Raw genomic sequence first — 25,950 nt, 5'->3', positions numbered from 1 at the left:
GGCTTCCTCCTCCTCGGGTACGCCGAGGAGGAGTCTGCTCCCGTCAAATCTCGCGGCGGCCACGAAGCAGGTCTTCGGCCTGCTCGACCACCTCGTCGACCGGGACCTCGGCCACCCACGACTCGTCGTGCGGGCACCGCCCCGCCCGGGGATCGTGCCCGCTGACCCCGCAGACCGGGCACCGCGCGGTCCAGGAGACCAGCGCCCGGTGGAGAGTGCGGGTGAGGGGCCCGGCGTTGATGAGGTTGCCGCACCAGAAGATGCCGACGGTGGCCGTCCCGACCGCCGCGGCGAGGTGGCGGGGGCCGGTGTCGTTGGAGACGACCAGGTCGCACCGCTCGTACAGCGCGGCGAGGCCGCCGATGCCGAGCGTGCCGACCGCCGTGACCGCGGGCCGCCGCATCGCCGCCGCGACCTCTTCGACCAGCTCCCGCTCCGTCTCGACGCCGGTGATCACGACCGGGCGCCCGAGCCGGTCGGCCGCCTCCGCGAAGGCGCGCGCCGGCCAGCGCCGCCGGGGGTCGCTCGCCCCCGGATGCAGCGCGATCAGGCCGGGCGGCGGCTCGCCGTACACGCGGGCGAGTTCGGCGCGGTCGGCGTCGGTCACGGCGATCCTCGGCTCGTACGCCTCGGCCGTCCCGCCCACCAGCGCGGCGACCTCCAGGTAGCGCAGCGTCTCGTGCTGGTAGTAGACGTACGGCACCCACCGGTCGAGCCGTTCGGCGTCCGGCGTGCACAGGCCGGCCGTCACCCGGGCGCCGATCGCCTTGACGAAGGGGTTGGAGTTGCGCCCGCCGCCGTGGATCTGCACGGCGAGGTCGAACCGGTGCTCGCGCAGCTCCTTGAACAGGCTCTCCGGAGCCTCGTGGCCGTCGGCCGCCGACGACACTCCGGAGATCGGCGGCAGGGCGATGACGTCGTCGACCGGTCCCGGCCTGCCGTCCAGGAACCGGGCGTGCCAGGGGGTGCCGAGGAGGGTCAGCCGGGCCCGCGGGTAGGCGCGGCGCAGCGCGTCGAGGGCGGGCATCGCGAGGACCAGGTCGCCCAGGGCGTTGGCCCGCAGCACCGCGATGCGCCGCACGCCCTCGATCAGCGCGCACATGCCGTCTCGAACACGTAGTCGTAGCACTCGGCCCTGCGGTCGGTGACCGTCGTGGGCAGCTCCAGGTGGTAGGCGCGGCTCGGCAGCAGGCCCGCGCCGCCGTACCTCTCCATGACGCGCAGCTGCGCCGCGACGTCCTCACCCGCGTGCCGGGGCGGCACCGACCGCCAGAAGTCGAAGCCGCCGCACTCCAGCAGCCGTTCCCGGTCGTACAGCACGCAGCCGCCGATCCAGGCCACCTTGTACGGCCGCCAGTCCCGGGGACCGGGAGAGCCGAGGTGTTCGCGCGCGAGATGCAGCGGGTTGGAGGCGTTGTGCAGGGTGTGGCGCTGCCAGGCCGGCGACTCCCGGCGCACCCGCTCGGGCCGCACGCCGTCCGTCCACTCCTCGTACGGCGCGAGCTCGGCGGGGCGCACGTCGTCGCGGTAGGACAGGCCGTGCAGGGCGTAGCCGACGAAGCCGCAGCCCAGCTCGCCGATCGCGGACAGCAGGACCTCGATCGCCTCCGGCTCCAGCCATACGTCGTCGTCGAGGTAGAGCGCCAGCCGCCGCTCGGCCCGGCCGAGCAGGAACGCGCGCTGCTCCGCCATGCCCCGCGGGGGCAGGTGGTGGTGGACGGCCGCCGGCCTGTCGCGGTGGCCGAGGATCCGCAGCTGCGCCGCCACCAGCGGGTCGTCGGCGACCGGCTCCTGCGACTGGTCCGAGATCACGACGCGGAACCCGGACACCGTCTGCGCCGCGAGGCCCGCCAACGTGACGGCCAGCGCGCCCGGGCGGTCCTTGGTGGGCACGAGCACATCCAGGTCAGACGGGGCGAACATGCGCGGCTGATACCCGTGAGGTCGTACGGCAAACGGAGCCCGTCAGCGGCGCACGCCCGCCGCCGCCAGGAGCGCGGCGGGTCAGGAGAGGCGTCTGGCGCCGGGAAACCTGATGTATCGGCGGGCGGCGCAGCCCCGCGACCGGCGGTCGTCCTCTGACCGGATCCGCCCGTTGACGTGCGCCGGGCCGTGCGCGTCCGCACAGTGCGGCTCCACCGCCGTCGCCGCATGGTGCGGCTCCGCCGCGGGCGTGACACAGTGCGGTTCTGCCGCCTCGGCTGTCGTCTCACCGATCGCGAGAAGCTCCGGCGGGGCGTGGTCGACCTGCAGCGTGGTGTGGGCGATGCCGTACTCGTCGTGGACCATCCGCTGCGCCGCCTGCAGCACGGCGTGGCAGTCCGCGCCCGGGGCGACCAGGATGTGCGCCGACATGGCGGGGTAGCCGCTGGTGACCTCCCAGATGTGCAGGTCGTGCACCTCCACCACGTGTTCCAGGGCGGCGGCCTTGCGGCCGATCTCGGCGGGGTTCATCCCGGCGGGGGCCGCCTCCATGAAGACCCGGCCGGACTCGCGCACCAGGTCCCAGCCGGCCTTCAGCATCAGGGCGGCCACGACCAGCGCGGCCAGGGCGTCGGCCCGGCCCCAGCCGGTCAGCCAGATCACCGCGCCGGCCGCGGTGGTGGCGATGAAGGCGAACAGATCGTTGAGGATGTGCTGGAAGGCGCCCTCGACGTTCAGGCTGGCGCGGTTGGCCCTGCTCAGCAGCCAGGTCGCGGCCAGGTTCACCACGATTCCGGCGATGCCGGTGGCCACGACGTACGCGCCTTCGACCTCGGGAGGCTCGATCAGCCTGCGTACGCCCTCGTAGACGAAGTAGACGCTGAGCAGCAGCAGCGTGATGCCGTTGATCTGGGCGCTGATGATCTCGGCGCGTTTGAGGCCGTAGGTGAAGCCGCCCTGCGGCGGGCGGGCGGCGATCCGCATCGCGATGATCGCGAAGGCGATGGCGATGGCGTCGGTGAGCATGTGCCCGGCGTCGGAGACCAGGGCGAGGGAGTGCGCGATGACGCCGATGACGACCTCGACCGCCATGAAGCCGAGGATGAGCGCCAGCGCGCCGGTCAGCAGACGCCGGTCGGCCTCGGCGCTGACCGCGTGCCCGTGCCCGTGGCCATGCCCCCGCCCGTGCGCGTGCCCGCGCTCGTGCGCATGGCCGCGGTCGTGCCCGTGCTCACGGTCGTCACCCGTCCCCGTGCGGTGCCCGTGCTCCTTGCCGGTCTCACCCATCGCCCTGGTCCTTCTCCTCGTGTCCGATGTGCGTGATCGCCAGGTCGAACAGCAGTCGCACGTGCGAGTCCGCGAGGCGGTAGTAGGCCATCCTTCCCGCGCGCCGCACCTTCACCACGTTGTGGACGCGCAGCAGGCGCAGGGCGTGGGACGCCGCGGACATGCTGTGGCCGGTCGCCGCCGCGAGATCGCACACGCACATCTCACCGCCCTCCAGCAGCGCCGCGATCAGCCGCAGCCGCCCGGGATCGGCCAGGAGGCCGAAGACCTGCGCCAGGTCCTCCACCGTCTCCTGAGACGGCATGGCCCTCCTGACGGTCTCCACCCGCTGGGCGTCCACCACCGGGAGCGCGCACGAGTCGGCCGTCGCGAGATCCACAACACTTGAACGATCGTTCACGTGGGTGAGTGTAGGTGGCGGACGCGTCATGTCAACGCGTTCCCGCTCCTTCTTCGCCGGAACCAGGCTCAGGGCGGGGTCACAGGGGTTCAGGAGACAGGGGTTCAGGGGGCGGCGGGGGCGAGCGGCAGCCGCAGCACGAAACGCGCCCCCTCGGCGCTGTCTTCGATGGTGAGCCGGCCGTGGTGGTTGTGGGCGATCTGGCGGGCGATGGCCAGTCCGAGCCCGGCTCCTCCCGCGTCCCTGCTGCGGGCCGAGTCGAGCCGCGTGAACCGCTGGAAGACCTTCTCCCGCTGTTCCTGGGGGATTCCGGGGCCGTCGTCGGCCACTTCGAGCACGGCCGTTCCATCCGGTGGTCCGCCGGGTCTTCGCGGTTCGCGCCGCACCGTGACCGTGACGGTGCTGGCGGCGTGCCGCTGCGCGTTGCCGATGAGGTTGCTGATGAGGCTGCCGAGCGAGTGGGGGTCTCCCAGCACGACGACGTCCTGGCCGAGCCGGGGGACGATCCGCTTCGTGATCGGCAGCATCTGCAGTTCGCCTTCGGCCAGCTTCCCGAGATCCACCCGCTGCTGCCGGATGGGGAGCGCCTCGCTCTCCAGCCGCGAGAGCGCCAGCAGATCCGTGGCGATCCGCTGCAGCCGGTCGAGGCTCGGCAGCAGCGCCCTGGCCAGGGTGACCACGTCGGTCTCCTGCGGCGCCTGGAGCGCGTCCTCGATCTGGGCCCGCATGGCGGTCAGCGGGGTGCGCAGCTCATGGGAGGCGTCGGAGCTGAAACGGCGCTGCCGCTCCAGCGCCTCCTCCAGCCGCCCGAGCGTACGGTTCACGCCGGGGGCCAGGCCGTCGATCTCGTCGTGCGCGGGGGCCGGCCGGTGCGGGCCGGACGCCTCGATCCCCTCCGCCTCGGCCTCCTCTGTCTCGGCCTCCTCCGTCTCCACCGGGGGCGCGGGCGCCGGCACAATCGCGCCGGCGGTCAGGCGGAAGCCGAGGTAGGTGATCGCCCCGGCCAGCAGGAGCGCCCCGCAGAACAGCGCCAGGAGCAACGCCGGGTGCGCGTACGCCGGGGCCGCCGGCACGGCTTCGCACGCATACAAGGCCCGATCGCCGTGCGGGGCCGGGCCGGCGGCCGGTGATGGGTGACCGGCGAGCAGCCGGATCGGCGTCGCCGCCAGGCACAGCAGCACGGCGGCGACACCGTGGGCCGGTGCCGGCCTGGCCGTGATCGACGAACGCTGCGGCATGGCGCACATCCCCCTGGATTCAGTGCACCACGAGGGCGCGCGGAAAGCCGCTCGGGGGCCCCGCCAAGCCCCCGCGCCGTGTGGGTCGGGTCCGCCTCCGGTTCCTGACCGTTGGAGTCATTGGGCCTTCACTGTTAGGAAACTTTCCTTTATATTTGCGCCACCCCCCAGCAGTGAGGAGCACACATGCGAAGAACGCTGACCTTCCTCGCGACGGCGACGATCGGCATCGGCGCCACGGTGTTCATCGCCTCACCGGCTCAGGCGCACGGGTACATCTCGTCGCCCGCGAGCCGCCAGGCGATGTGCGCACAGGGCCGCGTCCCCAACTGCGGCGACATCATCTACGAGCCCCAGAGCGTGGAAGGACCGAAGGGGCTGCGCAGCTGCAGTGGCGGCAACGCCCGCTTCGCCCAGCTCGACGACGAGAGCAAGCCCTGGCCGGCCACCAGCGTCGGCAACACCGTCACCTTCACGTGGTCGCTGACCGCCCGTCACGCGACCAGCACGTGGGAGTACTACATCGGAGGCACCCGGATCGCCGTCTTCGACGATCACGGGGCGCAGCCTCCGGCCACCGTCAGCCACAGCGTGAACCTCGGCGGACGGACGGGCCGGCAGAAGGTGCTGGCGATCTGGAACGTGGCCGACACCGCCAACGCGTTCTACGCCTGCGTCGACCTCCAGGTGGGCGGGGGCGGGACGCCCAGCCCGACGCCCACGCCCACTCCCAGCCCGACGCCGACGCGTACCCCGAGCCCGTCTCCCACGCCGACGCGTACCCCCACGCCCACTCCGGGTGGCACCTGGGCCGCCGGCACGGCGTACAAGGTGGGCGACCAGGTCACCTACGGCGGGGCGACGTACCGGTGCATCCAGGCCCACACGGCGATCGTGGGCTGGGAGCCGCCGAACGTCCCCGCGCTATGGCAGAGGATCTGAGGCAGAAGAACCGGCCGGGCGGGCCGTGACGCACGCGCACAGGTCCGCCCCGGTCCCCGGTGCCGCCCCTTCGCGCGGGTGCGCGAAGGGGCGTTGCATCCCGCTCGAAACACCCGTCCCGGCCGGCCCCGGGGGCGGGCGCCGGCGGTCAGGCGAGGTGGACGTGCACCTCGGCGCCCTGCATGAAGGCCCGGGAATACGGGCACTCCCCATGGGCCTGCTCCACCAGCCTGCGGGCCGCCTCGGGCTCGACCCCCGGCAGGCGTACGGTCAGGTCGGTGGCGATCGTGTAGTCGTCGGCGGTGCCGCGCTTGCGCAGCGTGACGGCCGTGTCGACGGTGGCGTCGGAGGTGCCGACGCCCTGCCGCCCGGCGACCAGCGTGAGCGAGTTGTGGAAGCAGGAGGCGTACGCTGCGGCGAGCAGCTGCTCGGGGTTGGTGGCCCCGCCGGGGCCGCCGAGTTCCCCCGGCGCCTTGATGCGGACGTCGAGCATGCCGTCGTCCGACGCCACCTTGCCGAGTGCGGACGAGGCCCGGGCCGTGTAGAGATCGTCATACGACCCGCCGCCGCGCTCCAGCGGCCCGGTCCGTTCCGGCCGTTCGGTCCGCTCCGGCCGCTCGGCGGGGCGGGCCTCGGGCATCCGCCCGGTGAGCTCCGCTTCGACTCCGGGCCCCGAGTAGTCGGGCCCGGGCGCCCGGTCGCTCGGCAGATGGGTGAATCGCCGTATTTCCTCGCTCATCGCGTATCCCTCGTCCGCTCGCGTCGCGTCTTGGCCGGGATCGGCGGGTCACGTACCCCCACGGGCTTTCCGATATCGGACTCTGGCGGAAAAAGTTCCCATCAGGGCCATGTGCTACGGTCCCGGCAAGTATTCCCCGGTGAATCGTGAAATGTCGGCAATGGCGGCGAGGAGTGGGTGCGGTATGAGCGGGGCTGTCCGGTGGGGGGTCCTCGGGACGGCGGGCATCGCCGCGCGGGCGTTCCTGCCCGCGTTGCGCGAGGCCGGCGGGGGTACGGCCGCCGTGGTGGCGGGCCGCGACCTGTCCCGGGCCGAGGAGTTCGCCGCGCGGAACGGCGTCGCCCGGGCCGTGCGCGGTTACGAGGCCGTCATCGAGGACCCGTCGATCGACGCGGTGTACATCCCGCTGCCGAACGCCCTGCACGCGCAGTGGACCATCGCCGCTCTGGAAGCGGGCAAGGCGGTTCTGTGCGAGAAGCCGCTGTGCCTCACCGCCGCGGAGGCCGGGAACGTCATCGAGGTGGCGCGCCGGTCGGCGCGGCCGCTGTGGGAGGCGTTCGTCTTCCCGTTCCACCCGCAGACGACCCGGCTGCGCGGCCTGCTCGCCGAAGGCGCGATCGGCGAACTGCGGGAGGTCTGGTCGTCCTTCCACTTCACGATGCAGGGCACCGAGAACATCCGGCTCGACGCGGCCCTCGGCGGCGGCGCGCTCTACGACGTGGGCTGCTACCCCGTACGGCTCGCGCACCTGCTGTTCGGCGGTGACGCCGTCGCCGGCCACGCCGTCGCGGTCAAGGGCGATGCGGGGGTGGACATCGAGACCGCGGGGATCTTGGAGTTCGACGCCGGCCGGCTGATGCTGAGCTGCGGCTTCGCCCTGCCGTTCACGACGTACACCCGCCTGGTCGGCACCGGCGGGGAGATCCGCCTGACCAACCCGTTCCACCCCGAGCCGCACGACGGGATCGAGGTGTGGCGCGAGGGACGCCTGGTCGCCCGGCACGAGCCGGGCGAGGGGACGGCCTTCTCCTGGGGCATCCGCCACATCCACGAGGTGCTGCGCGGAGAGGCCGAGGCCCGGCACACGGCGGCCGACGACTCCCTCGGCACCGCCCGGTCCCTCGACATGCTGCGCTGACGAGACGTCTCCGGGCCGCCGGCGATCATGCCGGCCGGCCGGGAAGGCGGCCACCCGTGGTATGCATGGGCGGTGACGATCCCCCGGCCGTACGACGCGGTGCTGTGCGACTTCGACGGTGTCATCCGCTTCTACGACCAGACGGAGCTGACCGAGCTGGAACGGGGCATGGGCCTGGCCGAGGGCACGACGGCCACGGTCGTCTTCGCGCCCGAGGTGGACCGGCCGGCGCTGCTGGGGCAGATCACCGTTGAGCAGTGGATGGAGGCGGCCGAGGCCGCACTGGCCCTCCGGGTGCCGCGGGAGCAGGCCCGCGCGCTGGTCACGGCGTTCGCCAAGGCGCCCGCCCGGGTGGACGACGACGTGCTCGGCCTGCTGCGCCGGGCCCAGGAGCACGTGCCCGTCGTGCTGGTCACCAACGCGACGCTGGATCTGGAGGACGATCTCGCCTGGCTGGGCCTGACCCACTTCGCCGACGAGGTGGTCAGCAGCGCGCTGGTGGGCGTGGGCAAGCCCGACCCCCGCGTCTACGAGATCGCCGCCGAGCGCGCGGGTGTCCCGCTCGGGCGGTGCCTGTTCGTCGACGACCGGGAGGAGAACGTCGAGGCGGCCAGGGCGCTCGGCATGACGGCCGTCCTGTTCACCGGCGTGCCCGACCTGGAGACGGCGCTCGCGCCGCTGCTGGGCTGACCCGTCAGCCGAGCCTCTCCGGCACGAGGCGGTCGTCGTCCACGCCTCTACCGCGGTGCCGCGCCGGACAGCAGGATGCCGATCGCCTCGGTCACATCGGCGACGGTGTGGTCCGACGCCGGCTCCCGGCCCGCCCAGGCGCCCCGGTCGATCCAGATCGTGGCGAACCCGATGGCCCGTCCTCCCGCCACGTCCATCACCGGGTGATCACCGATCACCCATCCGCCCGCACCGAGGCTCGCGCCCGCGCGGGTCGCGGCGATCTCGAACAGCCCCCGGTCGGGCTTGCGGACGCCCTCGGCCCCGGAGACGGCCCACGCGTCCACGACCTCGTCGAGGCCGGTCCGCCGGATCTTGCCGAGCTGGTTGTCCGCGCGCCCGTTGGTGACGATCGCCACCCGCCAGCCCGTCGTACGCAGGCGGGTCAGACCGTCGCGCACCTCCTGGGGGCAGCGGACGAGGTCCGGCATGCGGCGCCGGTAGGCGGCCCACAGCTCCTCGACCTGGCCGTCGATCCCGAAGTCCTCTTTCACCTGGGCGAAGAGCGTCTCACGCGGCAGATAGCCGTGCCCGTCGAGGGCGACCAGCCGCTCGACCGCCCCGGCGTCGAGACCGTGGCCGTCCGCGAACTCCTCGGCCCACCTGCGGAAGGCCTCGTCGTGGTCGACCAGTGTGTTGTCCAGATCGAAGAGCGCCAGCCTCGTCACGTCTGATCACGTTACCCGGCCCGCCTCCGGCGCTCGCGACTCGGTCCGTACGACGCCGGCGATGACCGTGGTCACCATCTTGTGGACGGCGTCGGCCTGCGGCGGGCCGCCGTCCCGGTCGGCGAACAGCAGGTGTGAGGCTCCGAGCAGCGTGGGAGCGAGTGTGTCGACGTCGGCGTCCGCCGCTATCCGGCCCAGGTCGCGCTCGGCGGTGAGGTAGGAGGCGAGCATGGCCACGGCCTCCGTCAGGAGCGGGAGGCCAGGGCCCGGCCTGGCCTGGCGCAGCCGGGCGCGCAGGGCGTCGCGGGAGATGATCAGGCCGACGACCGCCAGGGCGACCGACCCGAACAGGTCCGTGAGCACGGTGGTCAGGTTGCCGGCGACGGTGCCGCTTCCGGCGGACGCGCGCAGGGCGGCGGCCTGACCGTCGATCCTGGCGGTGCGGTCGAGCACGAGCTCGGCGAGGAAGGCGTCGAAGTCCGCGAAGTGCCGGTGCAGCACACCCTTGGCGCAGCCCGCCTCGGTGGTGACCGCCCGGCTGGTCAGCGCGCTCGGCCCGTCCCTGAGCAGGACCCGCTCGGCGGCGGCGAACAACTGCTCCCGCGCGTCGCGGAGGGCAACCCCCGTCGGCACCGTCCATCCCCTCCTGTCCGTCCGCCGACTTTATCCGAATTGACGAGTGGGCGATCGCCCACGCATAGTGGGCGCATGCCCACTTCAGTTTCCGAGAACGAACCACACAAGGCCAGGGGGATGGCGGAGTCGTTCGGCGTGGACGCCGAGCGCTACGACCGGGCCCGGCCCCCCTATCCCGATGCCATGGTGGAGCGCATCGTCGCCGCGAGCCCCGGGCCGGACGTCCTCGACGTCGGCTGCGGCACCGGCATCGCGGCCCGGCAGTTCCAGGCGGCGGGCTGCACGGTGCTCGGCGTCGAACCCGACGCGCGGATGGCCGATTTCGCGCGCCGCAGGGGACTCGATGTCGAGGTGGCGACCTTCGAAGCCTGGGACCCCGCCGGTCGCACGTTCGACGCGGTCGTCGCCGGAACGGCCTGGCACTGGGTCGATCCGGTCGCAGGAGCGGCCAAGGCGGCCGAGGTGCTGCGTCCCGGCGGCCGGCTGGCGGCGTTCTGGCACGTGTTCGAGCCTCCGCCCGCCCTGGCGGGGGCTCACACCGCGGTCTACCGGCGGATCATGCCCGGCTTCCCGTCCCAGGACCGGCCTGCGGGGTCGGCCCTCGACGGCTACCGGCCGCTGCTCGCCAAGGCCGCCGACGGGATCAGGGGCACGGGCGCGTTCGGCGAGCCCGAGGAGTGGCGGTACGACTGGCAGCGGTTCTACACCCGTGACGAGTGGCTGGACCAGATGCCCACGTCCGGCGTCCTCACCCGGCTCCCGCCGGACAGGCTGGAGGAGGTGCTGACGGACGTCGGGGCCGCGATCGACGGGCTGGGAGGCGGCTTCACGATGACCTATGTCACGGTGGTGGTCACCGCGGCGCGCGTCTGACCGTTACGGGCGGGGACGCCCGGAGACGGGGCGATGCTCACCGAGCCGGCACCCGGACGCCACCGGAACATCAACTGCTTGTAATGGCGCGTGGTCAAGTTCTCCTCGTAGTCGCTCCCGACCCCGAGGAGAACCATGCGCCGGCGACTCGGCCTCATCGCCGCGATCGTCCTGATCGCCCTCACATCGGTCGTCCCCGCCGCGACGGCGTCAGGGCCTCTGGTCGTGGCCCACCGCGGCGCGTCCGCGTACGCGCCGGAGAACACCGTCGCCGCCTTCGAGCTGGCCCGCGACCGGGGCGCGGACATGTTCGAGCTCGACGTCCAGGAGACCAGGGACCACCACCTGGTCCTGATGCACGACACGACGCTCGGCCGTACGACCGACGTGGAGAAGGTCTTCCCCGGCCGCGCGCCATGGCGGGTCGGCGACCTCACGCTGGCCGAGATCCGCGAACTGGACGCCGGATCCTGGTTCTCCAGGAAGGCGCGGTTTTCCCGGAAAACGCGGTTCTCCGGCGGATACGCGGGGGAGGCGGTGCCCACGCTCGGCGAGGTGCTGCGCGCGATGCGCGGCAGCGGGCTCGGCCTGCTGCTGGAGATCAAGGAGCCCCGGCTCTACCCCGGGATCGAGGCCCGGGTGGCCGAGGAGATCGGGCGCGACCCGGCCTGGCGCGGCCGGATCGTCGTGCAGTCGTTCGACTGGGACTCGATGCGCCGCTTCCACCGGCTCATGCCCGGGGTGCCGATCGGCCTGCTCGGCACGCCGCGGGTCGCCGACCTGCCCGGCCTGGCCCGGTTCGCCGACCAGATCAACCCGCCGTACGCCGACGTCACGGCGGAGTACGTCCGGCGCGTCCACCGGTCGCGGATGAAGGTCCTCGCCTGGACCGTGGACGACCCCGCCGCCGTACGCCGCCTGATCGGCGCGGGTGTGGACGGCGTCATCACCGACAGGCCGGACGTCGTACGGGAAGTGGCGGGTTGATGGTGTTGGCCTGACCCGGGCGCGGGCAGGTACCCGTCCCGCGCGTTGAAGGGAGGAGCCCTATGGGACGCGGCGTGGACTTCAGGAGAGCCGAGTCGCTGGACGACGTCGAACAGGAGCTCACCGAGGCCGAACGCGAACGGCTGCGCGAGATCGCCGAGGAGCGCGACGCAGACGCCGGATAGCCCGGAGCGGGTCGTCCCGCTTCCGGAGGCCGTACGCCGGGCCGGCGCGGCACTCGCCCATCTCGGCCTGACGCCCGACCTGGTGGACATGGGCGAGGGCCGTGAGCCGACCGCCTGGCACTGCCGCCTGCGAGGGCCGGACGGTGTCCCGGCGCCGTGGGCGGAGGGCATGGGCAAGGGACGGCGCGCGCAGGCCCGTGCCGGCGCCCTGTTCGAGGCGCTGGAGCACTACCTGACGGGCCCGGCGCTGTTCGACCCGGCGGCGGTGGAACCGGTCGAACCGGCCAGGATCGCGGCCGGGCCGCTGCGGGCGGACGCGTCCGCCGTCCTGCTCGACGGCCGCAGCGCGGCGCCGCTGGCCTGTCATCGGTATCGGGGACCCGGGGGCGACGTCCTGGTGCCCCTGTTCCTGTCCGCCCCCTGGTACGTCGAGGCGGACGCGTGGCGGCTGCGCGAGCGGGCCGGAGACGCCCACGACTACACCGGTCTGATGCGCTACAGCTGCAACAGCGGATCGGCCGTGGGCGTCACCGCGACGGAGGCGCTGCTGCACGCGCTCAACGAGACGATCGAACGCGACGCGCTCTCCCTGCTGCTGGTGCGCGCCTTCCTCGGCACGGGCGAACGGCCGTCGGTCGTCGATCCGCGCACCCTGCCGCCCGAGCTCGCCCGTGCGTACGCCGTGGCCGGTCAGGTCGCCGGAGCGCCCGTCCACCTGCTGGACATCACCGGTGACCTGAGGGTCCCCACCATGCTCGCCTACGTCGCGCCGACGCCGGACCGCCCGCACCGGCGCGGAGCCGGGACCTCCCTGAGCCCCGCTCATGCCGCGTGGCGGGCGCTCACCGAGCTTGTCCAGACCACCGTGGGCGAGCGCATCCAGCGTCGAGGAGACGTGGAGCGGCTCGCCCCGTATCCCGAACTGCTGGCGTGCGGGCGCTTCGACCTCTCCGAGCATCTGCACGCGGCCCGTGCGGTCCCCTTCCCCGAGGACCGCGCGCGGCCGGGCCGTCCCCGGGACCAGCTCCGCGAAGTGGCCGCGCGTCTGCACGCGCGCGGCTACACACCGCTCACGCGCACTGTGGCCGTCCTCCCCGGGCGGATAACGGCCGTGCACGTCGTCGTGCCGGGCCTGGAGCGCTTCATGCTGGTCGCGGACGGCAACCTCGTCCTGCCCGGCCCCCGGGGGCGGGCCGCCCTGCGGCATGCCGTACGCGCCGCAGACGGCGAGCGGTGTGATCTACCAAGGGCTTGACCTGCCCGCGCGCGCATGTACGAGCACTTTTCCACACCATGCAGATGTCCTTCTTCCTCTCTGGGGAGCGCGGTTCGCATGATGGCCTTGTGGAAAGGTCGCGGTGGCATCGGCGGCCCGACGCGAGGGTCTCGGTGGCGCTGGGGGTCCTGTTCCTGGCCCTGGCGCTGCTGCTCCTGTGGCGGGTCATGACATCACCGCTGCCAAGGTGGGCGGTCGGCCTGAAGGTGCTGAACGTCGCGCAGATCATGGCCACGGCGGCCGGCGTCATCGGGCTGGCGAACGGGCTCGTGCAGTTCCTGTCCTGGTGGCGCACGTCCAGGAGACCTCCACCGGCTCCCACCCAGAGCGACGTCGACAACGCCAAGGACGTCCTCGCCGGTCTCGTGGCCGAGCAGTGGAGGGACGAGACGATCCTGCGGTCGCTGGCCGATCCCGAGCCCATCCCGGTGCCGTGGCGGTCGACGGAGCACGCCGAGCTGATGGACCGCCCCCGGCTGATCGCCAAGGACTTCGTCAGCTTCCCCAGCCTCGGCGCGGACCTCGCCGGAATGGCGGCCGACTTCCGCAGGCTGCGGTGCCGCCGCCTGGTCATCCTCGGGGGCCCGGGATCGGGCAAGACCACCCTCGCCGTGCAACTGCTGATGGAGCTGCTCCGGACACGGCTGCCCGGCGAGCCGGTTCCCGTCCTGCTGTCGGCGGCGCGCTGGGACGCCGAGGTCCACCCCCGATTACAGGACTGGCTGGCCGACTGCCTCGCCGTCGACTACCCGGCTCTGGCGGTCACCGGGTTCGGCCCCGACACGGCGAAGACCCTGGCGGCGCGCGGCGAGGTCCTGCCGATCCTCGACGGCCTGGACGAACTGCCGGGGCAGGCGCGGGCCGCGGTCCTCCTGGCGCTCAACCACTCGATGGGCGACCGCGACCAGCTGATCCTGACCTGCCGCACGGAGCAGTTCGCCGAGTCCGTCGACATGGTGGGAGACGTGCTCACCGCGGCGGCGGTCATCGAGCCGGGGGCGCTCACTCCCGAAGTGGCCGCCGAGTATCTCCAGGTGTGCCTGCCGCCCAGGCCGCACCCCGCCTGGCAGCAGGTGCTCGACGCGCTGAGGACGGGGAAGGCGCCCGCCCTGGCGGAGGTGGCCGCGACCCCGCTGGGCCTCTGGCTGGTCCGCTCCGCCTACGTCGTCACCCGTCACGACCCTGAGCCGCTGCTCGAACTCGGGCGGGCGGACGCGGCCGGTCTCTACGACCACCTGTGCGACCGGCTCATCCCCGCCCTGGTCGGCGCGCGCACGCCCGCCGCCGACGCGGCCGAGCCGTTCCGGCCGCGGCACGCCTGGAACCCGGAGCGCGTACGGCACTGGCTCGCCTACCTGTCGGGCCAGCTTCTGACCCTGGGCGAGGACACGCGCGACGTCGCCTGGTGGCACCTGGCGCGGCACACCTCCACTCGGGCGGTCCGGCTCGCGGTCGGCGTCGTCAGCGGGGTCCTGGTGGGCCTGCCGATCGCGGCGGTGACGCACGCGCCGCTCGCCGGAGCGGTGATCGGCCTGCTGTCCGCGGTCGCCGTGCTGGTCATGACGAGGTCGTGGTTCACCGAGCCGCCGGGCCACGCCGACTTCCACGTGCGCGGACGGCTGTCCCTGCTCGGCCGTACGCTGGCGGACGCCGTGGTCGTCGGCCTGCTGGGCGCGCTCGTGGGCTGGCTGATGAGCCGCCACCTCGTCAGCGCGGCGGTCATGATCGGACTGCTGTCCGGGCTCGCCTTCCTGCTCGCCGTCGGCCTGATCCGGTGGGTCGAGCACCCGACCAGCACCACGACCGCGCGTTCTCCCTGGTCGACGTGGCGCGCCGACCGTGACCTCACGCTCATCCGGGCGCTGTGCGGGCTGGCCATCGGCCTGATGGGCGGAGTCGTGGGCCTGATGGGCGGGCTGAGCCCGCCGACCGTGCTCGTGGGCGGCCTGCTGCTCGGGCTGCTGTTCGGGCTCATGCTCGGCAGCCACCACGCCTGGCTCGCCTACACGCTGACGATCCCGCGGCTCGCCAGGCGCGGACGGCTGCCGCTGCGCGCCATGTGCTTCCTCGACGACGCCCACCGCCTGGGCCTGCTGCGCACCGAGGGGCCGTTCTACCAGTTCCGCAACATCGAGCTGCAGCGGCGCCTGGCGCGTGACCACACATTCGAGCGTAAGGACTCGCCATGACCGAACCGACGAACGCCCGGTTCCCGGCCCGCGACCTGTGCGGGACGATGCTGGTGCACCGCAGGCTCCTCAACGAGAGCATGACCTACCGGGCCAGGCGCGCGGCGATCGAGTCCCGTGCCCTGCGGTACGAGCTGGGACGGCGCGCCCCCGTCCGGACCGAGGTGGTGACCATCCCGGTCGTCGTGCACGTGGTGCACAACCGGGCCATGCCGGCCGACGACATCGCCGACGAACAGATCCACAGCCAGATCGAGGCGCTCAACCGGGACTTCCGCGCGGCGAACCCGGACGTGGCGAAGGTGCCGGACGTGTGGAAGGCCCTGGTGGCGGACGCCCGGGTGGAGTTCCGCCTGGCCACGCGCGGCCCCGACGGCGAGCCCGCGACGGGGATCGTGCGCGTCGCCACCGACCGGCCCGACTTCACCGTGGACGACGCCGTGAAGTCGGGGGCCACCGGCGGATCGGACCCGTGGCCGAGCGACGAGTACCTGAACCTGTGGGTGTGCCGGCTCCGCGGGGGCCTGCTCGGATACGCCCAGTTTCCCGGCGGCCCGCCGCAGACCGACGGCGTCGTCATCCTCACCACGGCCTTCGGGACGACGGGCACCGCGGCCCACCCGTTCGACGGCGGCCGTACGGCGACCCACGAGATCGGCCACTGGCTGGACCTGTACCACATCTGGGGAGACGACGACGGCGCCTGCACGAGCGACGACAAGGTCGCCGACACGCCCAACCAGGCGGACGCGAACTACGGGCTGCCCAGTTTTCCCCGCGTCACCTGCGGCAACGGCCCGAACGGCGACATGTTCGTGAACTACATGGACTACACCGACGACGCCGGCATGTTCATGTTCACCCGGGGGCAGGCCGCGCGGATGGACGCCTGCCTGGAGGGCGTGCGGGCCTCGTTCCTCGTCTCCCCGGCGGCGAAAGAGGCGCCCGCCACGGAGGAGCGCCTCCCGCGGGCGATGCCGGAGATGGTGCGTCCCAGCCACGACGGGGACGTCGAACGGCTGCTGCAGGACAGCGAGCGGCTGACCACCGAGGTGCTGAACGACATCCGCGCCGCGATCGGCATGGTCGGCGGCCACCCGGACGGGTGAGCTCGTGACGGCGCCGGACATCGGCATCGTGGGGGAGTGGCTGCACTCCTACGAGGAGGACACCGACGACGCGGAGGTCTACCGCCCCGCGCGCCATCCGTTCCGGCCCTCCCGCCGTCCGCGCAGGGGCCTGGAGTTCCGCGCGGACGGCACTTTCGTCGAGCTCCGCCCCGGCCCCGCCGACCGCCCGCGGCCGGTGACGGGCCGCTGGCATGCGCGGGAGAGAGGCGTGCGCGTTGTCTTCCCCGAAGGTGGGCGCACCGACCTCACCGTGCTGTCCTGCCGGGACGGTGTGCTGACGATCGCGAAGTGACGGGGGGACGCCATGGACATCGCCGACGAGGTCCGGCAGAACGGTCTGCGCCACGCCAGGGCGGCAGCCGTACGGTATCGCCGCAGCAGCACGGTCCGGGACGAGGTGCGCCGCAGGCAGCGCGAGGGCGACGCCTTCCCCGACTCGCCGGACCTGCTCGCGGCCCGCGCCGCCCGGCTCGTGCAGCGCCAGGGAGTGCCGGTCGAGGCCGTGATGGAGGCGACCCGGGGCGTCTGCCTGGACCGGCCCGCGATGCACGAGCGCATCCTCGGGGTCGCGAAGGACCTCCAGGCGTGGAGCTTCCTGCCGCGCGGGGCGCGGGCGGCCCGCACCGTCGCCAGGATCTCGGTGAGCGAGAACGGCCGGGAGGTGCCGATCGGCACCGGCTTCCTGGTCTCGCCCCGGCTGCTGCTGACCAACCACCACGTCTTCCCCTGCCCGCAGGCCGTACGGCAGGCGTTCGCCGAGTTCGACGCCCAGGTCAGCGTGGACAACACGCCTGAGGTGGCCAAGCGGTTCACCCTGGATCCGGACGCGTTCTTCGTGGCCGACGAGGGTCTCGATTTCGCCCTCGTCCTGGTCGCTCCCGGAGCCGACGGACGGCCGGCGGGAGAGGTCTTCGGCTGGAACAGGCTCAGCGCGCAGCCGGGCAAACTCGTCATCGGCGAGCCGGTGAACGTCGTCGGCCATCCCGGCGGCCGGTTGAAGGAGATCTCCATCCGGGAGAACCGGCTGGAGGTCCGTCTGGACGACTTCCTGCAGTACCAGACCGACACGGAGCCGGGCAGTTCGGGCTCGCCCGTGTACAACGACCAGTGGGAGGTGACGGCGCTCCATCACGGCGGCGTGCCGAGGACCGACGACCAGGACCGCATCCTCCGTCGCGACGGCCAGGTCTGGCAGGCCGGTGACGGCGACGACGCCGTGGACTGGGTGTCCAACGAGGGCGTGCGCGTCAGCTCGATCCTGCGGCACCTGGTCACGCTGCGGTTCGACGGCGCGCGGACGGCGCTGCTCGCGGAGATGGGGCCGGAGTCGGGGCTCCAGGACGGCCGGGCCGCGGGAACGGCTCCCACCACGACACCTGTGACGGAGCCGACGGGGCCGACGGAGCCGACCGGGGTGGCGGGGTTGGCGGAGTCCGCGGCCACGCGGCCGATCGCGCCGCCGGCGCCGCCAGAGGTCACCACGGTGTCTCCTCACGAGCCCGGCGCGACGGGGCTCGCCGCGGACCCCGAGGCGTTCGGGGGCGCCGTCCACCTGGTGTTCCTGCACGGCCGGGGCCAGCAGGGACGCGACCCCGAGCACCTGCGCCGCTACTGGACGGCGGGCCTGAACGGCGGGCTGACCCGGGCGGGACTGCCCACGATCGTCCCGGGGGACGTCTGCTTCCCCTTCTACGGCGACCGGCTCGCCGAGGCCCTGCGGCCCTCCCGCCCCGCGCCGCACTCCCTTGAGGAGATCGTCGCCGACCCGGTCGACGCGGCGGCCCCCGTGCCGTACGGCACGAGACGCCTGTACGAGCAGCTGATCGTGGAGGCCGCGACCAGGGCGGGGATGCCCGGGACCCGGCCGGCGGGCGGGGAAAGGGCGGCCGACATGGTCCACGACGGGGTGAGCTGGCTGGCGGCCGTCACCGACCTGGACGAGCTCGCCATCGCCGCGATCTTCGCGGACGTGGCCGCCTACCTGGGAGACGAACGGGTCCGCGCGGCCGTGCTCGACCTGGTGCTGCGGGAGACGCCCCGCGGTCCGCTGGTGCTCGTCAGCCACAGCCTGGGCACGGTCGTCGCGATGGACCTGCTCATCCGCCTCGGCCCGGCCGCGAACGTCGGCCTGCTCGTCACCGCGGGCAGCCCGCTCGGGCTCGACACCGTGTACCGGCGCCTGCTCGCCGGCGGCCCGAAGCGTCCCGACCAGGTGGTTCGCTGGTTCAACGCGTGGTGTCCCACCGACCCTGTCACCGTCGGATGCCCGCTGAACGACGACTGGCAGGGCGAACTCGTCGAGACGTGCGTCACCAACCCCTTGGGCCGGGTGCACGACATCGAGGAGTACCTCGCGCACCCCGAGGTCGCGCGCGAGATCGGCGCGGCCCTCCCCGCCGCGTACGCCCGTGGTCAGAAGGCGTAGCGGACCCGGCAGTACGGGATCTTCTCGGCGATCAGGCCGGTGAGCGCGGTGACGTAGCGCCCCTTGTGCCCGGTCTTGTAGCGGACGTTCCAGCCGCCCGTCTGCGAGCGCTTCGGCTGCTGGAGGTCGGGACGCCACAGCACCTCCTCGGCCTTGGGATGCCAGCCGAGGTTGACCTCGTGCAGCCGGTCGTTGTGCGTGAGGAAGATGACCTCGGCGGCGAGCTGGGCGCGGGCCGCCGGGCTCAGCGCGTCGTCGAGCTGCCCGAGCAGCTCCGCCCAGTCCTCCAGCCAGCCGTCGCGGACGACCACCGGGCTGAAGTTGACGTGCACCTCGTATCCCGCCTCGACGAAGTCGCCGATGGCCGCGATCCGGTCGGCGACCGGCGAGGTGCGGATGTCCAGCAGCTTGGCGTCGGCGGCCGGCATCAGGCTGAAGCGGACGCGCGTACGGCCCTGCGGGTCCCAGCCGAGCAGGTCGCGGTTGACGTACTTGGTGGCGAAGCTCGCCTTGGCGTTCGGCAGGTCGCGGAAGAGATCGACGAGGTCGCGCACGTTGTCGGAGACGGTCGCGTCCACCGAGCAGTCGGAGTTCTCGCCGATGTCGTAGACCCAGGCGTGCGGGTCCACCTGGTCGGGCTCCGGCTTGACGCCCTGCCGCCCGGCGTGCCTCGCCAGATAGCCCGTGATCTTGTCGATGTTGGCGAACACCGTGATCGGGTTGCTGTAGCCCTTGCGGCGCGGCACGTAGCAGTAGGCGCAGGCCATCGCGCAGCCGTTGGCCGTCGAGGGCGCGATGAAGTCGCTCGACCGGCCGTTCGGCCGCGCGGTGAGCGACTTCTTGACGCCGAGGACCAGCGCCTCGGTCTTGATCCTGACCCAGCGGGCCACGTTCGTCTCGTCCCCGTACAGCTCGGGGATGCGATGGTGGGCCTCGATCTCGATGCGCTCGGCCTCGGGGAACCGCTCCAGGATCTCCTTGCCGCGCGGCAGCTCGGCCGCGGCGGGCTCGACGTAGATGCGGCGGACGTCCAGCAGTCTCCGGCCTTCGTTCACCTGGATATAACACCTTGATGAAGGCATGGCTTCCCAGGTCAGAGGGCACGCAGGTGCTGTTCCGCCGGGCACGCGTACGCCGTCCTGGAGGCCAGCGTCCAGGTCCGTACGGCGGCCGCGCAGCGGCGGCAGCGCGCACGTTTGTAGACCCACCGCTCGTCCGGCGCGTCCGGATCGCTGACCACCTGCCCGGCGTCCCGGCCCAGCGCGAGGTAGCGCACCGCGGTGTCCCACAACAGCCCGGCTGCCTCGGCGCCGATGTCGCGGGCGCCGGGGTCGAGGCCGGTGAGGAAGAGCAGTTCCGCCCGCCAGGCGTTGCCGATCCCCGACCACACGCTCTGGTCGAGCAGGGCCGCGCCGACCGCGGTGCGGGCGGCGAGCAGGCGTCGCACGGCCTCCTCCCGGACGGCGTCCCGGCCGGCGTCGCGGCCGCTGTGACGGCGCAGCGGGTCGGGGCCGGTCGCGGCCCGCAGCGCCGCCAGCGCCCGCTCGTCCATCGGCTCGCAGCGGGCGGGCGCGATCAGGTCGAACGCCGCCTCGCCGGTCGCCAGCCGCAGCCGGGTGCCCTTGCGCGGTTCGGCCGCCGGGTCGTCGTATCGCAGGAAGAGGCCCTGCATGCCGAGGTGCACGTGGATGGGCGGGGCGTCCGCCACCCGGTAGAGCAGGTGCTTGCCGAGCGCCTCCACGCCCTCGACGACCCTGCCGTCGTACGGCCGCGCGTCGAACCTGCCCTGCGGGCTGGTGGCCCTGACCACGCGCCCGGCGAGCGCCTCGTGCTGCTCGTCCGCGTAGCGATGGACCAGATGCCCTTCCGGCATGCCCCTCGCCCTACCCGCTCCGTCCGGAGATACCGTTCCGATCATGAGTTACGAGCCGACATCTGAGGAACTACGCCACCTGCGCCGATGTGTGGAGCTGGCGGCGGAAGCGCTGGAGGCGGACGACGAGCCGTTCGGCTCGGTCCTGGTCTCCGGCGACGGTGAGGCGCTGGCCGAAGACCGCAACCGGGTGGCGGGCGGCGACCACACGCGGCACCCCGAGTTCGAGCTGGCGCGCTGGGCCGCCGCGCACATGACTCCGGAGGAACGCGCGAGGGCCACGGTCTACACCTCCGGCGAGCACTGCCCGATGTGCGCGGCGGCGCACGGGTGGGTGGGGCTGGGACGGATCGTCTACGTGGCGTCGTCGGCGCAGCTCGCGCGGTGGCTGGCCGAGTGGGACGTGCCGCCCCCGCCGGTGCGGACGCTCCCGGTCAACGAGGTCGCGCCCGGTGTGCGGGTGGCCGGGCCCGTGCCCGCACTCGTGGACGAGGTCCGCGCGCTGCACCGCCGCCTTCACACCGGCTCCTGAGCCCTGTCCTGAGTCCTGTCCTGAGCGCTGTTCGCCAATGAGGTGCTGGTCGTCGATGACGGGACCTGATCGTCTCCGAGTGGGGCAGCATGGCCCTGATCGAATCCCGTTTCCTGCGATACTGCGGCGGTGTCCGAGCAGGATCCGTTGCGTGAGGTGAGCGGGCGCCGCGCATGGCCGTGGCTGGTCCTGGCGATGCTCGCCGCGGCGGCGCCCGTGGGTTTCCCCGTCGCGACGCAGAGCGGTGACCCCGGTTACCAGCCGGTCCTCTCCTTCCTGGCGCTCTTCATCGGGGTCGTCGCGCGCCGGTTCTTCGGACTGGACATCATGATCGCGTGGTATCTGCCGCTGCTCGTCGTGGTGGCGGCGGTCTTCCACCGGCACCTGCGGAGGGCGAGATGGGGCGTCGTGGCGCTGCTCGGCGTCATGGCGATCGTCAACCTGGTGGTCGCGATCGACGAGTTCCCGCGCTCGGTGATCGTGGCGGACATCAGCGCAGGCAGCCAGCCCGATTGGGTGTCTCCCGGGAATCTCCTGCCCGCCCTGCTCACGACCGCCGCGTACGGCGTCGCCGCCGTGGCGCTCGTGCTCGGGTCGAGGAGCCCGGGAAGGCGGGCCGGCGACGGAAGCACCAGTAGGATGCCACGGTCCAGATAGACGGAGATCCACCCTGGAAGGGCTGCACGTGGCGCAGAAGGTGATACTGGTTGACGACCTCGACCACTCCGAGGGCGACGATGTGGCGAGACGGGAGTTCCCGCTGCTGAACCGGACCTTCGCCATCGACCTGTCCGACGCGAACCAGCAGCGGCTGAGCGAGGCTCTCGCGTTCATCGAGGAAGTGCTGGAGAACGCCCGTGAGGTGAAGCAGGCGTCGCGGTCCAAGAAGGCCGCCGACACCTCCCCGCGGCTGCGCGGCTACACCCTGACGGACGTACGCGAATGGGCCCGCGAGCAGGGCCTGGACGTGCCCGCGCGCGGGAAGATGGCCGACGAGGTCATCGAGCAGTTCGTCGCGGCGCACCCCGACGCCGCCTCCGAGGACTCCACCGGAGAATCCGCGGCGGAAGCCGCGGAGAAGGCCGCCCCGCGTGCGGAGGCGGCCGTCAGCGCCTGAGCGGACACCCGGAGCGGATGTCTCCGGAAGCTCCGTTCCGGAGCGGATGCTCTGAACGGCGTTTCAGCGCGACGTTTCCAGTTCGGGTTTCGCCCGGCCCGTCCGGCCGCCGTGACAGACGGCCGGACCGGGCGTCCGCTTGACGTGCCGCCGTCTTGACCTGCGCCGCCGAGGAGCGGCGTGCAGGAACCTTCGGTGCGGCCAGGTTCCCACCCCTCACACCCGCCGGGTCGCCTCACGAACACGTCCGTGGCCCGGATGAAACGTTCATCTCCACGGGACGGCCGTGCCGCGTTCAGCTGGGCGGAGGGCGTCCGGCGGCGCCGGGCCTGGACCGCGCCCTCTCGCTACCGCAAGATCTTTGAAGAGCAATCCCGCACGATCCGTCGTTCCCCGAGCAGGGGGCCGAGGAGACGACCGAGTACGGCCGGGACGGTTCTCTGATCCCGGCAGGCGGCCTCCGATCGCCGCCCCGGTAGTCCGGCCGCACGACCTGCTCCTGGATTCGGCGCGCACGGCCCGGCCAGCGAAGGCCCGGCCGCCCCGATGAGAAAGGTTGCCAATGCCCGTTTCCCGTCCCCTCGGGCCCGCCGTCCGCGGCGGCATCCTGCTCGCGTGCTGCGCCGCCACCGCCACGGCGGCTGTGCTCGGCGCGGGACTCACAGCCGCCTCCGGTGCCGTCTCCGGCACGTCGCGGACCGTCGTCGCCAGCGCCGACACCACCCCGCCCAGCACACCGGGCGGGCTCACCCTCGGGCCCACCGCCTACGTCAACGGCACGGTGAGCCTCGCCTGGACGCCGTCCACCGACGACGTGGCCGTCACCGGATACGAGGTGTACGCCTGGACCAAGGGCGCGACGAACGACGCCTTCACCCGTGTCACCGCGTCCGTGAACACCTCCTCCGCGACCCAGGTCACCGCCCTCGTCAGCGGCCTCACAGCCGGGCGCGACTACCTGTTCTACGTCGTCGCCACGGACGCCGCCGGCAACAGGAGCGTGCCCAGCCTCCTGGCCCGTGCCCGGGCCATGACCGAGCCGCCTGCCCCCAGCCCGTCCCCGGGAGTGGACACGACACCGCCCTCCGCGCCCTACGACCTGCGCTCAGGCACCGGGCCGGCGCCGGAGTACACCGCGCTGATCTGGGCGTCCGACGATCCGCTCGGAACAGCCACCTGGTACGTGTTCCGCCGCTCCTCGACCGCATGGGAGTACGCGGGCTACAGCGCTCTTCCGCGCACCATGGCGTCGATCCTGGGCGACGGGCCCTTCACGTTCCAGATGGTGGCGATCGACGCGGCCGGCAACATCAGCGGGCCGTCCAACGCGGTGACCGTCCCCGGCTACCCGGGGTCGCCGACGTCGCAATCACCGTCGCCGTCGGCCTCGGTGACCCCGTCCGAGACGCCGCCGTCCACCTGCGCGGTCACCTACACGGCGAAGAGCTGGCCGGGCGGCTTCACCACCGACGTCGTCATCAAGAACACGGGCAGCACGCCGATCACCGGATGGCGGCTGCAGTTCGCGTTCCCGCTCGACTCCCAGCGCGTGACCACGGGCTGGTCGGCCACCTGGGCCCAGTCGGGCACGAGCGTCACCGCCACCAGCCTCAACTGGAACAAGACCATCGATCCCGGTCAGACCGTCCGGATCGGCTTCAACGGCGCGTACTCCGGGAGCGCCAACCCGTCTCCCACGGCCTTCACACTCAACGGAAGCGCCTGCGCCACCGGCTGACCCGCCGGACCGTCCGGCGAACGAGCCCTCGATCCGCCCGGAATGATGTCCTCCCGGCCCCCTCCCGATCGACGCATGGGTGAGGGCCGGGTGGACGCCCGGACGGCGACAGCGAAGGAGAGGGCGAGTCACGGCAGGGCGGCCGCCCCGCACATGGTCACCCAGGAACCGGCGTAGTGCCGGTTTCGACCACGGCCGGCAGGTAACCCCAGCCTTGGGGCGCTCTTGGACCCGGATCTCGGCTTGTCCAAGTTTTCCGCAAGCGGGCTTTCCTAGCGTCTCCGCCGTCGCCCGATCAGGGCGATCTCTTACCGGCGCGACGCGAAGGAAACGCTTATGCGGCTCGGATACACGGTCCCCCAGTACGGCGCGTTCGCCGACCCGGAGTTCATCCGGCAGGCGAGCGCGGATCTCGAAGCGATGGGCTACGACAGCCTGTGGGCGGGCGACCGCATCCTGGTCCCGCTGGCGCCCAGCGATCGTTATCCCGGAGGAGACGGGACGATCCCCCCGGCCTTCGGGACCTTCTTCGACCCGCTCACCGCACTGACCCTGGCCGCCGTCGCCACGCGCGGGATCCGGCTGGGGACCAGCACGCTCAACGCGCTGTGGCAGCCGCCCGTCCTGCTCGCCCGTACGCTGACCTCGCTCGACCTGCTGAGTCACGGACGGCTGGACGTCGGCATCGGCCTCGGCTGGCTTCGCGACGAGTACACCGCGGCGGGGGTGCCCTGGAGGGGGAGGGGAGACCGGCTGGAGGAGACGCTCGACCTGCTGGAGGCCGTCTGGACCGGTGAGGTGGTCGAGCACAAGGGCGCGCTGTGGACGGTGCCGCCGTCGCACATCGACCTCAAGCCCTGCCAGCGGCCGCGCCCTCCGATCCTGCTCGCCGGGTACACGCCTCCGGCGCTGGAGAGGGTCGGCCGGCGGGCCGACGGCTGGCTGAGTGCGGCCATGCCGATGTCCTACCTGACCTCCCTGTGGGGCCTGGCGCTGGAGGCCGCGTCCCGCGCGGGCCGGGATCCGTCCGCTCTGCGCATGGTGGTGCGGGTCAATCCGGAGATCACCGACTCGCCGGCGCCCGCCGGCCAGGTGCCGCACGCGGGAACCGTACGGCAGGTCGCCGACTATCTGCTGACCCTCGCCGAGGCCGGGGCTCACGAGGCGTTCGTCGATCTTCAGACGACGACCTCATCGCGTGAGCGGTTCCTCGACGTCGCACACGCCCTGCTCACCATGCTGCAGGCGGGCTGAGACCGCGATCCGCCTCCGAGGGGGACGTCGTCCTCGGCGAGGAGCACGACGTGCGTTGAAGCGTGCTCCCATGCAGGCAGAGTCGAAATCGGACATTCCGGGATAAAGGCGACATAAGTGCTCTGCGAATGCTCTTAACGGGACAATAGGTATTAAACACCGTAGATCGCCGTTTGTCGCCCGTTCCGCCGGGAAACAATGACGTCGCGGGGCAATGACCACTTAACGGTCATTAGCGACATTCCAGGTTATTAGGGAATGACGCACACATTAGGCAGTTGATCCTTTAGAGGGGGACGAAATGCCCAAGCTCAAGAAGGTCATCGCCGGACTCGCCCTTTCCACCGCGCTCGGCGGTGGTGCCCTCGCCGCGGGCGCCACGGCCGCGAGCGCGTCGACCGCCCCAACTGGCTGGGGTTGTACCAACCCGTGTACCAACGAGTTCGACAACGGGTTCAACAACACCTTCGAAAACACCTGCTTCAGGAACGCGCCCTTCCAGACCGACTGCTTCCGGAACGACTGCTCCCGGAACAACTGCTCCCGCTCGGACCTCGACGACATCCTCTGGGACGTCTGCGTCGCGGGTCACTGCTCCAACGTACTCCCCGAATTGGTCGCCTGCGTCAATTAGAAGGCCGGCCTGACGGCCTGCGGAATGACGCCGGAAG

The 25,950-nt window shown here is 72.4% G+C and carries 27 protein-coding genes; 17 read left to right on the top strand and 10 right to left on the bottom strand.

The window, feature by feature from the left end; all coding sequences use genetic code 11:
• Positions 1–43: 43 nt before the first annotated feature.
• The 5 genes from ABZ860_RS30035 to ABZ860_RS30015 form a co-directional block, all read right to left on the bottom strand.
• Positions 44–1,102 (bottom strand): glycosyltransferase family 9 protein, encoded by a 1,059-nt coding sequence (locus tag ABZ860_RS30035; RefSeq protein ID WP_357226352.1) that lies wholly within the window; start codon positions 1,100–1,102, stop codon positions 44–46.
• Positions 1,090–1,923, bottom strand: a complete 834-nt coding sequence (locus ABZ860_RS30030) for a glycosyltransferase (protein ID WP_357226349.1) — start codon at positions 1,921–1,923, stop codon at positions 1,090–1,092. Before ABZ860_RS30030 ends, ABZ860_RS30035 begins: the two co-directional genes overlap by 13 nt.
• An 81-nt stretch (positions 1,924–2,004) precedes the next feature.
• Positions 2,005–3,210 carry a cation diffusion facilitator family transporter gene (locus ABZ860_RS30025; RefSeq protein WP_357226346.1) on the bottom strand — a complete coding sequence of 402 codons (1,206 nt, stop codon included), beginning with the start codon at positions 3,208–3,210 and terminating at the stop codon, positions 2,005–2,007.
• Entirely contained in the window at positions 3,203–3,610 is a 408-nt protein-coding gene (locus tag ABZ860_RS30020; protein WP_357226343.1) for a metalloregulator ArsR/SmtB family transcription factor, read from the bottom strand. The genes ABZ860_RS30025 and ABZ860_RS30020 overlap by 8 nt, the downstream gene beginning before the upstream one ends.
• A gap of 104 nt (positions 3,611–3,714) precedes the next feature.
• Entirely contained in the window at positions 3,715–4,848 is a 1,134-nt protein-coding gene (locus tag ABZ860_RS30015; protein WP_357226341.1) for a HAMP domain-containing sensor histidine kinase, read from the bottom strand.
• 186 nt (positions 4,849–5,034) lie between these two features.
• Between ABZ860_RS30015 and ABZ860_RS30010 the strand changes: the two genes are divergently transcribed.
• A complete protein-coding gene (locus ABZ860_RS30010; protein WP_357226338.1) occupies positions 5,035–5,790 on the top strand; it encodes a lytic polysaccharide monooxygenase in 756 nt (251 codons plus the stop codon).
• A 148-nt stretch (positions 5,791–5,938) separates the two neighbouring features.
• Here ABZ860_RS30010 and ABZ860_RS30005 read toward each other — a convergent pair whose 3' ends face one another.
• The gene (locus ABZ860_RS30005; protein WP_357226336.1) at positions 5,939–6,529 is read right to left on the bottom strand and encodes an Ohr family peroxiredoxin; all 591 of its coding nucleotides are present in this window, start codon (positions 6,527–6,529) and stop codon (positions 5,939–5,941) included.
• A 184-nt stretch (positions 6,530–6,713) separates the two neighbouring features.
• Between ABZ860_RS30005 and ABZ860_RS30000 the strand changes: the two genes are divergently transcribed.
• Both ABZ860_RS30000 and ABZ860_RS29995 read left to right on the top strand, forming a co-directional pair.
• Positions 6,714–7,667, top strand: a complete 954-nt coding sequence (locus tag ABZ860_RS30000; protein ID WP_357226333.1) for a Gfo/Idh/MocA family oxidoreductase — start codon at positions 6,714–6,716, stop codon at positions 7,665–7,667.
• Positions 7,668–7,739: 72 nt separating this feature from the next.
• Positions 7,740–8,357, top strand: a complete 618-nt coding sequence (locus ABZ860_RS29995; RefSeq protein ID WP_357226330.1) for an HAD-IA family hydrolase — start codon at positions 7,740–7,742, stop codon at positions 8,355–8,357.
• A gap of 47 nt (positions 8,358–8,404) precedes the next feature.
• On the opposite strand, the gene ABZ860_RS29990 is transcribed toward ABZ860_RS29995, so the two are convergent.
• Complete coding sequence (locus ABZ860_RS29990) at positions 8,405–9,064, bottom strand: HAD hydrolase-like protein (protein ID WP_357226328.1); 660 nt, start codon at positions 9,062–9,064, stop codon at positions 8,405–8,407.
• A gap of 6 nt (positions 9,065–9,070) precedes the next feature.
• Positions 9,071–9,697: a TetR/AcrR family transcriptional regulator gene (locus ABZ860_RS29985; protein ID WP_357226325.1), complete on the bottom strand. Its 627-nt coding sequence runs from the start codon at positions 9,695–9,697 to the stop codon at positions 9,071–9,073.
• A gap of 75 nt (positions 9,698–9,772) precedes the next feature.
• Between ABZ860_RS29985 and ABZ860_RS29980 the strand changes: the two genes are divergently transcribed.
• The 8 genes from ABZ860_RS29980 to ABZ860_RS29945 all read left to right on the top strand — a co-directional run bounded on the left by ABZ860_RS29980 (position 9,773) and on the right by ABZ860_RS29945 (position 18,765).
• On the top strand, positions 9,773–10,573 hold the full coding sequence (locus ABZ860_RS29980; RefSeq protein ID WP_357226323.1) for a class I SAM-dependent methyltransferase: 801 nt from the start codon (positions 9,773–9,775) through the stop codon (positions 10,571–10,573).
• A gap of 135 nt (positions 10,574–10,708) precedes the next feature.
• Positions 10,709–11,560, top strand: coding sequence for a glycerophosphodiester phosphodiesterase family protein (locus ABZ860_RS29975; protein WP_357226320.1), 852 nt, complete (start codon positions 10,709–10,711; stop codon positions 11,558–11,560).
• Positions 11,561–11,622: 62 nt separating this feature from the next.
• A complete protein-coding gene (locus ABZ860_RS29970; protein WP_357226317.1) occupies positions 11,623–11,745 on the top strand; it encodes a hypothetical protein in 123 nt (40 codons plus the stop codon).
• Positions 11,746–11,833: 88 nt separating this feature from the next.
• Complete coding sequence (locus ABZ860_RS29965; protein WP_357226315.1) at positions 11,834–13,000, top strand: YcaO-like family protein; 1,167 nt, start codon at positions 11,834–11,836, stop codon at positions 12,998–13,000.
• An 89-nt stretch (positions 13,001–13,089) separates the two neighbouring features.
• Complete coding sequence (locus ABZ860_RS29960) at positions 13,090–15,210, top strand: NACHT domain-containing protein (protein ID WP_357226312.1); 2,121 nt, start codon at positions 13,090–13,092, stop codon at positions 15,208–15,210.
• A complete protein-coding gene (locus tag ABZ860_RS29955) occupies positions 15,207–16,319 on the top strand; it encodes a zinc metalloprotease (protein ID WP_357226309.1) in 1,113 nt (370 codons plus the stop codon). Before ABZ860_RS29960 ends, ABZ860_RS29955 begins: the two co-directional genes overlap by 4 nt.
• A 4-nt stretch (positions 16,320–16,323) precedes the next feature.
• On the top strand, positions 16,324–16,632 hold the full coding sequence (locus ABZ860_RS29950) for a hypothetical protein (protein ID WP_357226307.1): 309 nt from the start codon (positions 16,324–16,326) through the stop codon (positions 16,630–16,632).
• 12 nt (positions 16,633–16,644) lie between these two features.
• Positions 16,645–18,765: a serine protease gene (locus ABZ860_RS29945; protein ID WP_357226304.1), complete on the top strand. Its 2,121-nt coding sequence runs from the start codon at positions 16,645–16,647 to the stop codon at positions 18,763–18,765.
• Here ABZ860_RS29945 and ABZ860_RS29940 read toward each other — a convergent pair.
• Both ABZ860_RS29940 and ABZ860_RS29935 read right to left on the bottom strand, forming a co-directional pair.
• The gene (locus ABZ860_RS29940; RefSeq protein ID WP_357226301.1) at positions 18,753–19,820 is read right to left on the bottom strand and encodes a spore photoproduct lyase family protein; all 1,068 of its coding nucleotides are present in this window, start codon (positions 19,818–19,820) and stop codon (positions 18,753–18,755) included. The two genes, ABZ860_RS29945 and ABZ860_RS29940, sit on opposite strands and share 13 nt — an antisense overlap.
• Positions 19,821–19,858: 38 nt before the next feature.
• A complete protein-coding gene (locus tag ABZ860_RS29935; protein ID WP_357226299.1) occupies positions 19,859–20,638 on the bottom strand; it encodes a DNA-formamidopyrimidine glycosylase family protein in 780 nt (259 codons plus the stop codon).
• Positions 20,639–20,681: 43 nt separating this feature from the next.
• Here ABZ860_RS29935 and ABZ860_RS29930 point away from each other — a divergent pair, with 43 nt between their 5' ends.
• The 6 genes from ABZ860_RS29930 to ABZ860_RS29905 all read left to right on the top strand — a co-directional run bounded on the left by ABZ860_RS29930 (position 20,682) and on the right by ABZ860_RS29905 (position 25,913).
• Positions 20,682–21,170, top strand: coding sequence for a nucleoside deaminase (locus ABZ860_RS29930; RefSeq protein WP_357226296.1), 489 nt, complete (start codon positions 20,682–20,684; stop codon positions 21,168–21,170).
• Between the two features lie 129 nt (positions 21,171–21,299).
• Complete coding sequence (locus ABZ860_RS29925; RefSeq protein ID WP_357226293.1) at positions 21,300–21,827, top strand: hypothetical protein; 528 nt, start codon at positions 21,300–21,302, stop codon at positions 21,825–21,827.
• A 28-nt stretch (positions 21,828–21,855) separates the two neighbouring features.
• Positions 21,856–22,287, top strand: coding sequence for an Lsr2 family protein (locus tag ABZ860_RS29920; RefSeq protein WP_357226290.1), 432 nt, complete (start codon positions 21,856–21,858; stop codon positions 22,285–22,287).
• Between the two features lie 562 nt (positions 22,288–22,849).
• Positions 22,850–24,025, top strand: coding sequence for a cellulose binding domain-containing protein (locus ABZ860_RS29915; RefSeq protein ID WP_357226288.1), 1,176 nt, complete (start codon positions 22,850–22,852; stop codon positions 24,023–24,025).
• A gap of 336 nt (positions 24,026–24,361) precedes the next feature.
• Entirely contained in the window at positions 24,362–25,279 is a 918-nt protein-coding gene (locus tag ABZ860_RS29910) for a TIGR03619 family F420-dependent LLM class oxidoreductase (RefSeq protein ID WP_357226285.1), read from the top strand.
• A gap of 301 nt (positions 25,280–25,580) precedes the next feature.
• On the top strand, positions 25,581–25,913 hold the full coding sequence (locus ABZ860_RS29905) for a hypothetical protein (RefSeq protein WP_357226282.1): 333 nt from the start codon (positions 25,581–25,583) through the stop codon (positions 25,911–25,913).
• Positions 25,914–25,950: the final 37 nt, after the last annotated feature.

Origin of the sequence: Microbispora sp. NPDC046973, from assembly GCF_040644495.1 — a bacterium.
Taxonomy (GTDB): domain Bacteria; phylum Actinomycetota; class Actinomycetes; order Streptosporangiales; family Streptosporangiaceae; genus Microbispora.
The sequence above is the reverse complement of the archived record's forward strand: the minus strand, read 5'-3'. Positions and strand labels throughout refer to the sequence as shown.

Bases quoted from the DNA above. Each gene is read 5' to 3' on its own strand.
- ABZ860_RS29910 (WP_357226285.1), top strand. From the start codon at position 24,362: ATGCGGCTCGGATACACGGTCCCCCAGTACGGCGCGTTCGCCGACCCG.
- ABZ860_RS30025 (WP_357226346.1), bottom strand. From the start codon at position 3,210: ATGGGTGAGACCGGCAAGGAGCACGGGCACCGCACGGGGACGGGTGAC.
- ABZ860_RS29930 (WP_357226296.1), top strand. From the start codon at position 20,682: ATGAGTTACGAGCCGACATCTGAGGAACTACGCCACCTGCGCCGATGT.
- ABZ860_RS29905 (WP_357226282.1), top strand. From the start codon at position 25,581: ATGCCCAAGCTCAAGAAGGTCATCGCCGGACTCGCCCTTTCCACCGCG.
- ABZ860_RS29945 (WP_357226304.1), top strand. From the start codon at position 16,645: ATGGACATCGCCGACGAGGTCCGGCAGAACGGTCTGCGCCACGCCAGG.
- ABZ860_RS30035 (WP_357226352.1), bottom strand. From the start codon at position 1,102: ATGTGCGCGCTGATCGAGGGCGTGCGGCGCATCGCGGTGCTGCGGGCC.
- ABZ860_RS29935 (WP_357226299.1), bottom strand. From the start codon at position 20,638: ATGCCGGAAGGGCATCTGGTCCATCGCTACGCGGACGAGCAGCACGAG.
- ABZ860_RS29955 (WP_357226309.1), top strand. From the start codon at position 15,207: ATGACCGAACCGACGAACGCCCGGTTCCCGGCCCGCGACCTGTGCGGG.
- ABZ860_RS29980 (WP_357226323.1), top strand. From the start codon at position 9,773: ATGCCCACTTCAGTTTCCGAGAACGAACCACACAAGGCCAGGGGGATG.
- ABZ860_RS30010 (WP_357226338.1), top strand. From the start codon at position 5,035: ATGCGAAGAACGCTGACCTTCCTCGCGACGGCGACGATCGGCATCGGC.
- ABZ860_RS30030 (WP_357226349.1), bottom strand. From the start codon at position 1,923: ATGTTCGCCCCGTCTGACCTGGATGTGCTCGTGCCCACCAAGGACCGC.
- ABZ860_RS29975 (WP_357226320.1), top strand. From the start codon at position 10,709: ATGCGCCGGCGACTCGGCCTCATCGCCGCGATCGTCCTGATCGCCCTC.
- ABZ860_RS29970 (WP_357226317.1), top strand. From the start codon at position 11,623: ATGGGACGCGGCGTGGACTTCAGGAGAGCCGAGTCGCTGGACGACGTC.
- ABZ860_RS29965 (WP_357226315.1), top strand. From the start codon at position 11,834: ATGGGCGAGGGCCGTGAGCCGACCGCCTGGCACTGCCGCCTGCGAGGG.
- ABZ860_RS30015 (WP_357226341.1), bottom strand. From the start codon at position 4,848: ATGCCGCAGCGTTCGTCGATCACGGCCAGGCCGGCACCGGCCCACGGT.
- ABZ860_RS30000 (WP_357226333.1), top strand. From the start codon at position 6,714: ATGAGCGGGGCTGTCCGGTGGGGGGTCCTCGGGACGGCGGGCATCGCC.
- ABZ860_RS30005 (WP_357226336.1), bottom strand. From the start codon at position 6,529: ATGAGCGAGGAAATACGGCGATTCACCCATCTGCCGAGCGACCGGGCG.
- ABZ860_RS29915 (WP_357226288.1), top strand. From the start codon at position 22,850: ATGCCCGTTTCCCGTCCCCTCGGGCCCGCCGTCCGCGGCGGCATCCTG.